Source organism: Turicibacter sp. St.80E1 (assembly GCF_059728495.1).
The window spans coordinates 264,235-278,737 of record NZ_AP039386.1; the positions used below are offsets into that span (position 1 = coordinate 264,235).

Below are 14,503 nucleotides of genomic sequence, written 5' to 3' on the forward strand. Positions count from 1 at the left end.
AGGGATAATTAATGTACAATCGTAAACTTGTTTTAGAAGACGGAACAGTATTTTTAGGAACGGCTTTCGGATGTTTAGACCCAGTAGCTGGAGAGGTAGTTTTTAATACCGGAATGACAGGTTATCAAGAGATTTTGTCTGATCCTTCATATTTTGGACAAATGGTGACGATGACATATCCACTAATCGGGAACTATGGAATCAATGATCAAGACTTTGAGTCATTTTCTCCATCGGCTTCAGCCTTGATTGTAAAAGAGTATTGCGAGGTTCCATCAAACTGGCGCGCATCAAAAACATTAGACGAGTTATTAAAAGCAAAGAAGGTTCCAGGTTTATGTAATGTAGATACGCGAGCGTTAACAATTAAGATTCGTGAGCATGGTGCGATTAGAGGGATGATTGCAGATATTAGCATGAGTGATGAAGAAGTATTAGAAAAATTGGCCACTATCCCAGTTTTAAACCGACATGTGGAACATGTTTCAACCAAAATGGTCTATTCAGCTCCAGGTAAAGGGCACCGCGTTGTTTTAGTTGATTTCGGGGTGAAAAAAGGAATTATCCGCGATTTAACGGCACGTGGATGTGAAGTGATCGTTGTTCCTTTTAATACAACGGCTTCACAAATTGACCAACTTAATCCAGATGGCGTTGTTTTAAGTAATGGACCTGGTGATCCAAAAGATGTGGTTGAGGCGTTACCAATGATTCGTGAAATCCAAGAAAAATATCCTTTAATGGGAATTTGCCTAGGGCACCAATTATTTGCTTTAGCAAATGGGGCGGATACGAAGAAGATGAAATTTGGGCATCGTGGATGTAACCACCCTGTTAAAGATCTAAAAACAAATAAAGTTCATATTACTTCGCAAAATCATGGATATGAGGTTTGTAAAGAGTCGATTGAAAATACACCATTAAATGTTACGCACGTAGCATTAAATGATAATACGGTTGAAGGTCTTGAACACAAACATTATAAAGCCTTTACGGTACAGTATCATCCGGAAGCATCTCCAGGACCAGATGATGCAAGTTATTTATTTGATCGTTTTATTGAAAATTTAAACTAGTTATTTTTACATAAAAAATGTTGTGACATCTAAGAGATAAGAGAGAATTAGGAGGAATCCCTATGCCAAAACGTACAGATATTCATCGTATTTTAGTTATCGGATCAGGTCCAATTATTATCGGACAAGCTGCAGAATTTGATTACGCTGGAACTCAAGCGTGCCAATCATTAAAAGAGGAAGGATATGAAGTTATTTTAGTAAACTCAAATCCAGCCACTATTATGACGGATACGGAAATTGCTGATAAGGTTTACATGGAACCTTTAACAAAAGAATTTTTAAGTAAGATTATTCGCAAAGAACGACCAGATGCGGTGTTACCATCGTTAGGTGGACAAACAGGGTTAAACTTAGTCGTGGAATTGGCTGAAGATGGAATTTTATCTGAATGTGGTGTTGAAATTTTAGGTACTGATTTAAAAGCAATTAAAAAGGCAGAGGATCGCGATATGTTCCGTGATTTGATGTATGAATTAAATCAACCGATTCCAGAATCAGTCATCGTTAATACGATTGATGAGGCGATTGATTTCGCTAACGAGATTGGTTATCCATTAATTGTTCGTCCAGCGTTTACGCTAGGAGGAACTGGAGGAGGAATTGTAGAAGATGAGGCCAGCCTACGTGCAACGGTTGAAAATGGATTAAATTTATCACCTGTGACACAATGTTTAATTGAAAAATCAATTGCTGGATATAAAGAGATTGAGTATGAAGTAATGCGCGATAAAAATGATAACGCGATTGTTGTTTGTAACATGGAAAACTTTGATCCAGTTGGAATTCATACGGGAGATTCAATCGTTGTAGCTCCTTCCCAAACATTAGCCGATCGTGAGTATCATATGCTCCGCCATGTTTCGTTAACTATTATTCGTGCATTAGGAATTGAGGGAGGATGTAACGTTCAGTTAGCATTAGATCCAAATAGCTTTAATTACTATGTAATCGAAGTAAATCCACGTGTTTCACGCTCATCAGCGTTAGCATCGAAGGCAACTGGTTATCCGATTGCAAAGATTGCGGCAAAGATTGCGGTGGGTCTGACATTAGATGAAATTATCAACCCTGTAACAGGAGTTTCTTACGCATGCTTTGAGCCTGCATTAGATTATGTTGTCGCTAAAATCCCACGTTGGCCATTTGATAAATTTAACTCAGCGAATCGTCGATTAGGAACACAGATGAAGGCGACAGGGGAAGTTATGGCAATTGGACGTAACTTCGAAGAGTCATTATTAAAAGCTGTACGTTCACTTGAAACAAAAGTTTATCACGTGGAATTACCAGCTTTAAAAAATGAAGAAAATGACGTATTATGGCAACGAACAAAGCATGCAGACGATGAGCGTTTATTCGTGATTAGCGAATTGATTCGCCGCAAAACATCAATTGAAGAGATTCATCAGGTAACAAAAATTGATTTATTTTTCTTAACGAAGTTAAAAGGAATTATCGATTTTGAAGCAATCATTAAAGAAAACGCATGGAATTTAGATATTTTACGTCAAGCTAAAAAAATGGGGTTTGCCGATATTACCATTGCAAATTACTGGAATACGCAAGAATTAAATGTTTATCAATTCCGTAAAGAAAATGGATTAATTCCAGTTTATAAAATGGTTGATACATGTAGTGCCGAGTTTGAATCAAAAACACCGTATTATTATGGAACCTATGAAACAGCAAATGAATCACATCGTACAGATAAACCAAGCGTAGTTGTTCTTGGATCAGGTCCTATTCGTATTGGACAAGGGGTTGAATTTGACTATGCAACGGTACACTGCGTGATGGCTATTCAACAAGCAGGTTATGAAGCAATTATTATTAATAACAATCCAGAAACGGTTTCAACTGATTTCTCAATTTCGGACAAATTATACTTTGAGCCATTAACAATTGAAGACGTAATGCATGTTATTGATTTAGAAAAACCAGAAGGGGTTATCGTTCAGTTTGGAGGACAAACAGCGATTAACTTAGCATCAAAATTACAAGAACGTGGAATTAAAATTTTAGGAACATCATTAGAAAATATTGATCGTGCGGAAGATCGTGATCAATTTGAAAAATTATTAAAGGATTTAGAGGTACCTCAACCGCTTGGAGCGACGTGTCAATCAGTAGAAGGCGCAAAAGAAATTGCGAATCGTATCGGATATCCTGTGTTACTTCGTCCGTCTTATGTATTAGGTGGACGTGCAATGGAAATCATTGATAATGATGTAGAAATTGAACGCTATATGAAAGAGGCATTAAAAGAAAACGGAGATAATCCAATTTTAATTGACCGATATTTAACTGGAAAAGAAGTCGAAGTTGACGCGATTTCTGACGGTGAAAATGTATATATTCCGGGGATTATGGAACATATTGAACGTGCGGGTGTCCATTCAGGTGACTCGATGGCCGTTTATCCACCTCAGACCTTATCAAAAGAAGTGATGGATAAACTCATCGACTATACGACAAGAATTGCACGTGGATTAACGATTATCGGACTTTTAAATATTCAGTTTGTTGTCACGAAAGACGAAGAGGTTTTTGTGTTAGAGGTCAACCCTCGTTCATCTCGTACCGTTCCGTTTTTAAGTAAGATTACAAATGTACCAATGGCAAATATTGCGACAAAGGCGATTTTAGGACAATCCTTAATTGAACAAGGATATGGAACAGGATACCATCCACATGCGGAAGGTGTTTATGTTAAGGCACCTGTCTTCTCATTCTCTAAATTGAGAAAAGTTGATATTTCATTAGGCCCTGAAATGAAATCAACAGGGGAGGCAATTGGAAAGGATCGTACGCTTGAAAAGGCACTTTACAAAGCGTTAGTGGCAGCGGGAATGAAGATGCCGACTCATGGACGCATTTTATTTACAATTGGAAATAAAGATAAGGAAGAGTCAGTTGAACTTGCTCGTCAATTAACTGAGATTGGTTACGAATTAATTTCTACAAAAGGAACATGTGAGTTCTTAAAGGAAAATGGAATTAAGGCTGTTTCTATCGCCAAAATAGGTGAAGAAGGAAAGACTGTACTTGATGTCATTCGTGGGCAACAGGTTCAATTTGTTATTAATACGTTCTCAGTAAGTAAGAAAGACAGAATTACAGATGGATTTTTAATTCGTCGCGAGGCTGTAGAAAATAACATTCCATGTTTAACGTCATTAGATACAGCACGCGCTGTATATAAAGTTCTTGAGTCAATGAGCTTCGCTATTGATGCCGCTATTTAATAGTCACAATCCAAATAATGTTTAAGTTTAAAAATGAGTATGCTTCACGCTCTAATCAAGCGTGGAGGATACTCATCTACGTATATACAGGTGAATGAAAGAGTATAGAAATGCACTTTTACATCGTCTTGTGTAGGAGATTAAGATAGATTTTTAACCGTAGGAGGCTACCCATGCGTAAAGTACAGAGGATGACGATTGTACGTCAAACATTAATTGCAAAAAATGTTTACGAGTTAGTATTGAGTGGTGAATTAGTTCAGGGAATGTTTCAGGCAGGGCAGTTCGTAAATATTAAGGTTAACGAAGTGGCCTATCCCTTATTACGCCGCCCTATTTCTATTTGTGAAATTAATCAAGATTTAAAGCAGGTAACCCTTATTTATCGTGCTGAAGGAGAAGGAACGAGGTTACTTTCTTTAAAACAATCAGGAGAGCAAGTAGATGTGTTAGGTCCGTTAGGAACTGGTTTTGATCTTTCAGAGGTTTTGGATGATGAAACAGTTGTGTTAGTAGGTGGTGGGATTGGAGTTCCACCGATGTATGAAACGGCCAAACGTTTGCATGCTAAAGGGAATAAAGTTATTGCCGTATTAGGATTTGCTTCAAAGCAAGACGTTTTTTACGAGGAACAATTTAGTCAATATGCCGATGTTCATATTGCAACAATGGATGGAAGTTATGGCTATCACGGTAATGTTGTGGAGTTAATTTTAAATAAAAATATAGCATTTGATCAGGTCTTTGGTTGCGGTCCTAAAGTGATGTTACAGGCGATTGATCGTCAGTTTGGGCAAACTAAAAAAGGATATTTATCATTTGAGGAACGAATGGCATGTGGGATCGGTGCATGTTATGCATGTGTATGTCAACTTAATAATGGCAAAATGGCACGTGTATGTAAAGAAGGTCCAGTCTTTAAACTTGGGGAGGTTGCATTATAATGAATCGTTTAGCCGTTGAATTACCGGGATTAAGTTTGAAAAACCCAGTCATCCCAGCGTCAGGATGTTTCGGATTTGGGCGAGAATTTGCTGAATACTATGATTTGTCACGTTTAGGATCAATTATGATCAAGGCGGCCACTGAAGAGGCCCGTGTTGGAAATCCAACGCCACGCGTCGCTGAGACACCGGGTGGAATGTTAAATGCGATTGGTTTGCAAAATCCAGGTGTGGATAAGATTATGGAGCATGAATTACCCTTTTTAGAACAATATGATCTACCGATTATCGCTAATGTGGCAGGAAAAACATTAGAAGAGTATGTGGCAGTCGCTAAGAAAATCTCGCGAGCTAAAAATGTTGCCGCTTTAGAAATTAATATTTCATGTCCGAATGTTAAAGAAGGTGGAATTGCTTTCGGAACCGATGCAACAGTTGCTGCACAGCTAACGAGAGCGATTAAAGAAGTTTCGACTGTTCCAGTTTATATTAAGTTATCCCCAAATGTCACGAATGTCGTAGAGATCGCAAAGGCCGTTGAGGAAGCGGGTGCCGATGGAATTACGATGATTAATACGTTACTTGGAATGCGCTTTGATATGAAGACAGGAAAACCTATTTTAGCAAATGGAACGGGTGGACTGTCAGGTCCAGCGATTAAACCGGTGGCCCTTCGTATGATTCATGACGTCTATAAAGCAGTGAATATCCCAATTATCGGGATGGGAGGGATTGAAACAGCAGAAGACGTCCTAGAATTTTTCTATGCCGGGGCAAGTGCGGTGGCTGTTGGAACGGCGAATTTTATCAATCCTTATGCTTGTGTGGATATTATCGATCGCCTACCAGAAGTATTAGATAAATATGGATTTGAAAAATTAAGCGATGCAACAGGATTTGCACATCAAGGATAAAATCTGAAGGGGCATGTTTTAAGAGAAGCGATTAAAATTACTTTATCGGGTGTTATTTTTTAAGCAATGAAATTAATGTTAATAAATAAATCAAAGAAAAAGAGTCTAAATAAAAGGCTCTTTTTTCTTTGCTCTTTATCTTCGCGATGGATTGAAGTGTTTCTTTTTTAAAACGGATGATTGCCTCTGCCAATGGATTGAACTGTTGTATCTCTTCCTTTTCGTTATAATCTATTGATCCTAAACTGAATGAGGAGCTTTCAATCAGAGTGGTATAGCACTTTTTATCTGATTTTATGGATATATCGGATTGTTGAAAAAAACTTCTGCCACAAAAATTTCTAAAATCAGAATATTTTCGACTATCGTATTTCAATTTTAGTGTTAGAGAGGATGAATTGTCTTCAATGATCGCAGTTGGAAATTTATAAACATCATTTAATATAATCATTTTTTATTTATAATAGGTCCCTCCCTATTTTAATTTTAATAACCCAATACTAACATTAAATGAAAAATTGGTGAAATCGGTATAGGTGAACTGTGAACTTATGTGGTAAATGTGATCGAAGTAGCGTTCAAATGATTTTTCAGATGTTTGATGGTTTAATATCTTGCAAGGTATTGACGTTATCGAAAATCAGTATAGAAAATACTAACATTTCGAGTGTGTCATATACTTCTCTACTGACCAGCATTTCATTTCACGAGTCATGGTCGATAAAGGGCGTCTAAGGCTCTTAGCAATTGTATTAGCGGATAAACCCACTTTAGTTAAAGCTTCTATCCATGTTCGACTTTATTATACTGAGGTTTTACTATATTTTTTATTTTACTAAGTGGTGTGTAAGGGGACAGAAGTTACTATCTATAAACGGAGTCTTTGAGTACTTACATTCTTCCTCCATCCATCGAGAAATGAATCAAACAAGATTTTTTTTATAAAAGTAATAAATTGATGAATAGAATTCAGGTAACTATCCAATACTAAGGTAATTCGTTAGGAGAAAGGGACGTGGAAGATATGAATCATATTTTATTTAGAATTGCAGAGTTAGAGGAAAAATTTCAAAGAAATTTAGAAGCCTGTGGACCCATCGATCGTCTTGTTAATGAAGCCCAATTAAAAACATTAAATATTTTTAAGTATCATCCAATTAGTAGCCAAGAAGAGGCGAATCAATTAATGCATAAAATGAATATTGTATTTGGTTTATAAAATAAATAGGAGAGAAGTCTAGTCAATAGGTTTCTCTTTTTTAATGGAGTTGTGGATAACGTAGAACAAATAGAAAGAGATAGTTATTGACACAAAAAGTCAAATATTTTATAATAATGAAGATAGCTTTAATTCGGTCCTGTGAGGCTGAGAAGAACACGTTAATAAAGAAGTAAACCATCATTTTATGGAATTCGTGTATCCTCTTTTAGCCTAGATGTAAAAGCTAAAAGAGGATTTTTTTGTTAGAAAGCCGTAAAAAGACTTTGACTGTTCTTAGAATTAGAGTGATGATATGAGTTTGATATAAAGTTAATGTGATATCGGAAGTATGAGGAGGTCTATTAGATGGAGAAGGCAGTTATTATTGCATTAGATTTTAAAGATTTTGAGGAAACACGTCAATTTATTGAACAATTTGATGAATCTTTATATGTTAAAGTAGGGATGGAACTGTTTTATGCAGAGGGGCCTCAAATTATTAAATACTTAAAAGAAAAGAACCATAAAATTTTCTTAGACTTAAAGTTACATGATATCCCGAATACTGTTAAAAGTGCGATGAAAAATTTAGCTAAGCTTGGGGTTGACATGGTGAATGTTCATGCAGCCGGGACACTTCCGATGATGAAGGCGGCGGTTGAAGGTTTAAATGAAGGAACTGCTCCTGGTGCAAAACGACCACTATGTATTGCAGTCACTCAGTTAACATCGACCACAGAGGAAGTGATGCAACAACAAATCCTAATTAGTGAGACATTACCAAACACGGTTTTAAAATATGCTCAGTTAACAAAAGAGGCAGGATTAGACGGAATTGTCTGCTCTGCATTAGAAACAAAAGAAATCCATGATAAATTAGGTGAAGACTTTATTACTTGTACGCCAGGGATTCGTCAAGCAAGTGATAGTTTAGATGACCAAAAACGAGTTGTTACTCCAACAAAGGCTAAGGAACTTGGGTCAAACTACATTGTTGTTGGTCGTTCAATTACGAAATCTGTTCATCCAGTAGCTACGTATCGTCAAATTAAAGAGGAGTTCTTAGGATAAAGAGGAGCTCAAAGCATTAAATAAATTTAAATAATATAGGGCATTGCTTAGAGAAACTATCGGTATATTTTTATACAAAACATAGAGGAGAGATTATTTATGAAACGTACAATTGCGAAACATTTATTAGAAATTCACGCGGTATTATTGCGCCCAGAAACACCATTTACATGGACATCAGGAATTAAATCACCAATTTATTGTGATAATCGTTTAACTTTATCTTATCCACAAGTTCGTCGTGATATTGAAGCAGGCTTATGTGATCTTGTTAAACAATATTATCCAGATTGTGAAATGTTAATGGGAACGGCAACAGCAGGGATTCCACATGCGGCTATTATGGCAGATAAATTAGATTTACCAATGGGATATGTTCGTTCATCGGCTAAAAAGCACGGACGAGGAAATCAAGTTGAAGGGTTAGTTGAAAAGGGGATGAAAGTTGTTGTTGTTGAAGATTTAATTTCTACAGGAAAATCTTCAATTGAAGCGGTTGAGGTATTACGAGAATTAGGATGCGATGTTTTAGGAATCGTTTCAATCTTCTCATATGAGCTTGAAACTGGATTAAAAAATTTAGAGGCAGCAGCGTGTAAAAATGTTTCTCTTTGTAATTATCAAACATTAGTTGAAGTAGCGGTGGAAATGGGAGAAATCTCAAAAGAGTCAGTGGAAAAATTAACGGCATGGCGTCAAAATCCAAGTGATGAAAGCTGGCTAACAAAATAGTGTGTTAGGAATCGTATGCACGATTCCTTTTTTTCATCAAAGAAGTCTAGAATAATGATTGCAAATTTATGGAAACTATTGACAATAAATTCAAGGGAAGGCATGATAATAGTAGATAAATGATTATCTAGAGAATGAGAAAAATAAGGATAACCTTATCTCAAGAGGTGAAAAAAGGGTTATTGATTAAGAAAAGGGTGAATTCATGGGAGGACGTATTATGATTGCCTCGCAATCGGAAAAATTAGTTTCAAGTATTAGATCCCAGGTTACGAGTTCAGGATATGAAGTTGTCGGGATGGCATCAAATGGATATGATTTGATTCGTCGCTGCAAGGCATTAGCACCCGCAGTTGTGATTGTCGATGAAGAGTTACCAGGAATGAGTGTTATCTCACTCGTAGAGATTCTAATTCAACAACGTCAAGCCGTTTTATTAGTCGGTATGTCTTATCAGAAGTTTTATTACCGTCAAGATCCCTATTTTGAGTTTTGCGAGAAACCTGTACAGCCCGTTGTCCTTTTAACGATGTTACGTGTTTTAGTTAAGTATGGACAAACAGTAAGGCAATTAGAATCGAAGGTTAACCATCTAGAGAAACTTCAAAAAGAGGAAAAAACGATTCGTTTAGCCAAACAGGCTTTACAGCAAAATGAGCGGATGAGTGAAGATGAGGCCCATCGGTATATTCAAAAAAGGAGTATGGAACTTCGGATAAGTAAATTAGAGGTAGCAGAAATAATTTTAAAAAAAGTGAGAAAAAAGGTTGATTTTCGAGGATAACTTTCATATAATGGAAATATAGACAAGGGCGTCTTTAAGAAGTAGTAATCGAATAATAAGATGATGAACAATGGGGTTCGTTAAACGGTGCGTTTTTATAGGCACTAGTTTAGTGAACCCCTTTTTTGTTAGTTTTGATCAAAGTAGATAAGATTAACATCCTAGTCATTGGAAGTTCATTATCCGTCATGGGAAAACAAATGAAGTTGAGAGAATAATTATCATGAAAATGATGAGGAGGAGTTTTAAATGGCAACTTTAACAAAAGAAGAAATTTTGCGTATTGCAACTGAAGAGGGAGTTAACTTTATTCGCTTAATGTTTACAGACCTATTCGGAACGGTAAAGAATGTTGAAATTCCATTATCACAATTAGGGAAAGCGTTGAATAATCAAATGATGTTTGACGGTTCTTCGATTGAAGGATTTGCTCGAATCCAAGAAAGCGATATGTACTTACATCCAGATTTAAATACATGGTTAATTTTCCCTTGGACGCCAGGGGAAGCTAAAATTGCTCGTTTAATTTGTGATGTCTATAATGTTGACGGAACACCATTTGCAGGGGATCCCCGATCTAATTTACGTCGTGTGTTAGATGAGATGAAGGCATTAGGATTCGCCCAATTTAACTTAGGTCCAGAGGCAGAGTTCTTCTTATTCAAGTTAGATGAGAATGGATTACCAACTCGTGAGTTAAATGATAATGGTGGATATTTCGACTTTGCTCCATTAGATTTAGCTGAAAATTGCCGCCGAGATATCGTCATTGAACTTGAAAAATTAGGATTTGAAATTGAGGCCTCTCATCATGAGGTAGCGCCGGGACAACATGAGATTGATTTTAAATATGACGATGTTTTATCAGCATGTGATAAAATTCAAACATTTAAACTTGTTGTTAAGTCGATTGCCCGTAAACACGGACTATATGCGACATTTATGCCGAAACCAATTGCGGGAATTAATGGGTCAGGAATGCATTGTAACGTTTCTTTATTCCATGAAGATGGAACAAATGCTTTCTATAATCCAGAAGGTGAATTACAGTTAAGTGAAACAGCCTATCATTTTCTAGCCGGAATTTTAATGCATGTGCGTAACTTTACGGCTGTATCCAATCCGACGGTTAATTCGTACAAACGTTTAGTTCCAGGATATGAAGCACCTGTTTATGTGGCTTGGTCACCATCGAACCGTTCACCGTTAGTACGTGTACCTGCATCTCGAGGACTTGGAACTCGCTTAGAAGTTCGTTCAGTTGACCCATCGGCAAATCCATACTTAGCCCTAGCTGCAATTTTAGCTTCAGGATTAGACGGAGTTAAAAATAAATTAACACCACCAGCATCAGTGGAGGAAAATATTTTTGAAATGAACCAAGAGGAATTAGATGCACACCACATTACATCTTTACCAGGTTCATTATCTGAGGCTCTTCAATTATTAGAAGACGATGAAGTGGTTAAAGCTGCACTTGGTCATCATATTTTTGAAAAATTTGTTGCTGCTAAACATGCGGAGTATGACGAGTATCGTTTATCGGTTCATGAATGGGAATTACGTCGTTATATGAGCTTGTTATAATTTGTTTCAATTTTAAATGGTAAACATAGGGAGTTTTCATATAAGTTTTAGTCTTAATCCCTCCAGGGGGAAACGGAAGGATTAAGAAAAACAATGGAGTGGTTACTTAATGGTACCTACTTCATTGTTTTTTTTTTGACTCAATTGAAACTTCTTGTATATCCTTTTAGGGGTCATCAAAGTAAATAATTTTTTCTTTAGAAAAATTATTAGGAGAGAAATCGGTATACGTGATCTTATCCGAATCAAAAAGTTAGGGTGATCAGTTTAAATAAAACATCTTTTTCTTCTTACTGTATAAGGGGAACCATCATTTAATCATTTATTGATGATAGGTCTAAGATTATCTATATGTTTAATCCGAAAGTGAGAGTTTTAGAAAAAAAGTGATTAGGGTCTGCATAAGAGAAGAATTTTAAAAACAATCCTCTATCTTATGAGCAGAAATTAACGTTAATTATCTGCATGAAGGCCGACAATCTAACGGAGATGTTAGATGTACTTTATCAGTATTAAATCTGTCAGGGCTAGAGAAACTATGGTATACTTGTATTAAAAAATTCGAGTGGTGATAGAGATGGCGATTTTAGAACAGTTAGAGCATCCACAGTTTAAAGTAACAAAATCAGATGGAATTTTAATAGATTATGTACGAAAAAATAAAGAAAAATTTGTTTTTAAATCTATTTCTGAAATTGCCAGGGAATCTGGAATTGCGGAGGCAACGGTAACGCGATTTGTAAAAAAGTTAGGATTTAACAACTTCCAATCCTTTAAAATAACATTTGCACAGGAATTGTCCACTTCTGAAGAAAAGGGGATTGTCCATTCTAATATCAGTTGTGATGAAAGTATATTTGACACTGCCTCAAATCTGTTGCATTCAACGATGGGAGTGTTACAAAAAACGATGGATGATTTGGATTCCGATGTGATGCTAAAATGTAAGAACGCCATTTTGGATGGTCGGAGAATATATATTATGGGAATTGGTCATTCAGGGGTTATTGCCATGGATTTTCACTATAAACTCATACGAATTGGATTGAATACCCTTTCCGTGAGTGATGGTCATATGATGTTAATGCTAGCTTCTATTATGGGGCCACAGGATGTTATTATTGCTATTTCCAACTCGGGTGAAACTGAAGAGTTGATTCAAACTATTCAACTGGCTAAAGAACAGGGGGTAACTATTATTTCTACTATTAATGTGCAATTTTTAAGAAAAATTTTCCAAGGAATGAAAATACACTTACCCTATGCAATTTTCAACTCTTCAAAAATGGTTTTTAATTCCACACCTTTTTGAGCTTTATGATAAATTAATTTCACTAATTCTTGTTTTTGCTTTCGTTGACACTGGCGTAAACTGTCACCCAAACAACGATTATTTAACGTTATTCGTTTTAAATAAAGGTAAACGAATTGAATCATTAACATCAATCGTTTAATCCCTTGTAAAGTTCGAATTTGATAGTTCCCCATTCCGAAATTTTGCTTCACTTCTCGGAAGAAAATTTCAATAGGCCAACGTTTAGTATAGTGTTTAAGTAGTTGTTTGGCAGACATTTTCAAATCATGACTCATAAAACAACGTAAAGCTTTTTCTTCCAAAGGAGCCGTTTGGGGCCAACTTAAAATGATTTGGACGACATGTCCCCCTCTTATTCGTCCCTTATATAGATACGTATAATAACGCTCAGATCCGACGGTCACTAAGTCGAGATCATGAAGGGATAATGTTTTCGCAAATTGTTTCAGTTGAATTCCGTTGGGACGGTAACCTTTAGGAAGAATGATTCGATTCGTTTTAATCGCTCCTAAATAATGAAACCCGACTTGCTTAGCCGTTTGAAGGAGAGCTTCACACGTATACCAACTATCCGCTAAGACATAGCCTTTATAGGGAGGTTTGGGTAATTCCATCAGAGCTCTTCGAACGAGTTCGATTTTACTCTGTTTCTCTTTTTCATAGGGAATGATTTGATAAGGAAGAATTAAATCCTCACATTGAAGCATCAAGGCGACAAATTGATGACCATAAACGTGTTGATGATGAAGATGAGAAAAGTGCCAGCTACATCCTTGAATAGGATGTGTTGCCCGTGACGAAGGTTTAGTTTTAACACAAGTCGTATCATCAACCATCACGTAAATAGGTTGTTGAGTTTGATAAGAACGCTGATAGATACAGGATAAAACATAGGTTTGAATCTGGTGACTGATCGCCTCCTCATCCCAAGGACTATCCGTTAAAAATCGTCCAAAACTTGTCCGATGACAGTGTTTAACGGCAGAGATTTTCCCCTGATAATTTTCCTGAATCATCAAGTTTAGAAACTGGTTAACATGATTAAACTGAGGTTTAGATAAGAATAAATCTAAATCAAGTTGTTTTAAAAATTTGAAAATTGAATTTGAATCTGATATAATACTATCCATGAACATTAACTTAATTCCCCCTCGTTAATTGGTTGTAGGAGACTTAATTATACAGGGATTTAAGTTAATGTTTTTTCTTTTTTTACTGGTATTTTATAGCTGGAAATTAATTGGAAGTAGTTTTGCACATTAATAGTTTCTATTACTGCGGATGGGGACAACACGTTGAAAAGAATCTCACATATTAATTTAGAATATCATTCTACGGAAACCTTATTTGAAACTGGATCCATCACTTCTAAAATCCCTCAAATTTTTATGTTAGATTTAATCTATACGGAGATTATTAAACAGACGTATAACGAGTCATTAAGCAGAAGGTTAAAAACGACGGATGCAATTATTAAGCATCGTAAAAATTAGTGCTCTAGATGAGATAAAACTTAAAGAAAATACCCTATCAGTTTGGATTAGTTGTTATAGTGTCAATAACATTTAACTGTCGCCTAATTAAAGAGCATATATAGGAATAAAGCAAGGAAACGTATCCTAGTGGAGATG

The 14,503-nt window shown here is 36.1% G+C and carries 12 protein-coding genes; 11 read left to right on the forward strand and 1 reads right to left on the reverse strand.

Annotation, left to right across the window (positions count from 1 at the left end; all coding sequences use genetic code 11):
* Positions 1-11: 11 nt before the first annotated feature.
* From AC6I0I_RS01205 to AC6I0I_RS01250, 10 genes are all read left to right on the forward strand, one after another.
* Positions 12-1,076: a carbamoyl phosphate synthase small subunit gene (locus AC6I0I_RS01205; RefSeq protein WP_161832259.1), complete on the forward strand. Its 1,065-nt coding sequence runs from the start codon at positions 12-14 to the stop codon at positions 1,074-1,076.
* 62 nt (positions 1,077-1,138) lie between these two features.
* Positions 1,139-4,324, forward strand: coding sequence for a carbamoyl-phosphate synthase large subunit (gene carB, locus AC6I0I_RS01210; protein ID WP_161832260.1), 3,186 nt, complete (start codon positions 1,139-1,141; stop codon positions 4,322-4,324).
* A 149-nt stretch (positions 4,325-4,473) separates the two neighbouring features.
* Positions 4,474-5,268 carry a dihydroorotate dehydrogenase electron transfer subunit gene (locus AC6I0I_RS01215; RefSeq protein WP_432766974.1) on the forward strand — a complete coding sequence of 265 codons (795 nt, stop codon included), beginning with the start codon at positions 4,474-4,476 and terminating at the stop codon, positions 5,266-5,268.
* A complete protein-coding gene (locus tag AC6I0I_RS01220; RefSeq protein ID WP_161832262.1) occupies positions 5,268-6,182 on the forward strand; it encodes a dihydroorotate dehydrogenase in 915 nt (304 codons plus the stop codon). Before AC6I0I_RS01215 ends, AC6I0I_RS01220 begins: the two co-directional genes overlap by 1 nt.
* Positions 6,183-7,197: 1,015 nt before the next feature.
* Entirely contained in the window at positions 7,198-7,401 is a 204-nt protein-coding gene (locus AC6I0I_RS01225; RefSeq protein WP_161832263.1) for a hypothetical protein, read from the forward strand.
* A gap of 348 nt (positions 7,402-7,749) precedes the next feature.
* Positions 7,750-8,454 (forward strand): orotidine-5'-phosphate decarboxylase, encoded by a 705-nt coding sequence (pyrF, locus tag AC6I0I_RS01230; protein ID WP_161832397.1) that lies wholly within the window; start codon positions 7,750-7,752, stop codon positions 8,452-8,454.
* A gap of 99 nt (positions 8,455-8,553) precedes the next feature.
* A complete protein-coding gene (gene pyrE, locus AC6I0I_RS01235) occupies positions 8,554-9,186 on the forward strand; it encodes an orotate phosphoribosyltransferase (protein WP_161832396.1) in 633 nt (210 codons plus the stop codon).
* A 220-nt stretch (positions 9,187-9,406) separates the two neighbouring features.
* Positions 9,407-9,970 (forward strand): ANTAR domain-containing response regulator, encoded by a 564-nt coding sequence (locus AC6I0I_RS01240; RefSeq protein ID WP_262953867.1) that lies wholly within the window; start codon positions 9,407-9,409, stop codon positions 9,968-9,970.
* A gap of 249 nt (positions 9,971-10,219) precedes the next feature.
* Positions 10,220-11,557 carry a type I glutamate--ammonia ligase gene (gene glnA, locus AC6I0I_RS01245; protein ID WP_262951103.1) on the forward strand — a complete coding sequence of 446 codons (1,338 nt, stop codon included), beginning with the start codon at positions 10,220-10,222 and terminating at the stop codon, positions 11,555-11,557.
* Between the two features lie 577 nt (positions 11,558-12,134).
* Positions 12,135-12,869 carry a MurR/RpiR family transcriptional regulator gene (locus AC6I0I_RS01250; RefSeq protein WP_497993647.1) on the forward strand — a complete coding sequence of 245 codons (735 nt, stop codon included), beginning with the start codon at positions 12,135-12,137 and terminating at the stop codon, positions 12,867-12,869.
* Here the strand turns inward: AC6I0I_RS01250 and AC6I0I_RS01255 are convergent.
* Positions 12,818-14,008, reverse strand: coding sequence for an IS701 family transposase (locus tag AC6I0I_RS01255; RefSeq protein WP_161832744.1), 1,191 nt, complete (start codon positions 14,006-14,008; stop codon positions 12,818-12,820). The genes AC6I0I_RS01250 and AC6I0I_RS01255 overlap by 52 nt on opposite strands.
* A gap of 159 nt (positions 14,009-14,167) precedes the next feature.
* Here AC6I0I_RS01255 and AC6I0I_RS01260 point away from each other — a divergent pair, with 159 nt between their 5' ends.
* Positions 14,168-14,365 (forward strand): hypothetical protein, encoded by a 198-nt coding sequence (locus AC6I0I_RS01260; RefSeq protein ID WP_497993648.1) that lies wholly within the window; start codon positions 14,168-14,170, stop codon positions 14,363-14,365.
* Positions 14,366-14,503 lie beyond the last annotated feature (138 nt).

Bases quoted from the DNA above. Each gene is read 5' to 3' on its own strand.
- AC6I0I_RS01205 (WP_161832259.1), top strand. From the start codon at position 12: ATGTACAATCGTAAACTTGTTTTAGAAGACGGAACAGTATTTTTAGGA.
- carB (WP_161832260.1), top strand. From the start codon at position 1,139: ATGCCAAAACGTACAGATATTCATCGTATTTTAGTTATCGGATCAGGT.
- AC6I0I_RS01220 (WP_161832262.1), top strand. From the start codon at position 5,268: ATGAATCGTTTAGCCGTTGAATTACCGGGATTAAGTTTGAAAAACCCA.
- pyrF (WP_161832397.1), top strand. From the start codon at position 7,750: ATGGAGAAGGCAGTTATTATTGCATTAGATTTTAAAGATTTTGAGGAA.
- pyrE (WP_161832396.1), top strand. From the start codon at position 8,554: ATGAAACGTACAATTGCGAAACATTTATTAGAAATTCACGCGGTATTA.
- AC6I0I_RS01240 (WP_262953867.1), top strand. From the start codon at position 9,407: ATGATTGCCTCGCAATCGGAAAAATTAGTTTCAAGTATTAGATCCCAG.
- glnA (WP_262951103.1), top strand. From the start codon at position 10,220: ATGGCAACTTTAACAAAAGAAGAAATTTTGCGTATTGCAACTGAAGAG.
- AC6I0I_RS01250 (WP_497993647.1), top strand. From the start codon at position 12,135: ATGGCGATTTTAGAACAGTTAGAGCATCCACAGTTTAAAGTAACAAAA.
- AC6I0I_RS01255 (WP_161832744.1), bottom strand. From the start codon at position 14,008: ATGTTCATGGATAGTATTATATCAGATTCAAATTCAATTTTCAAATTT.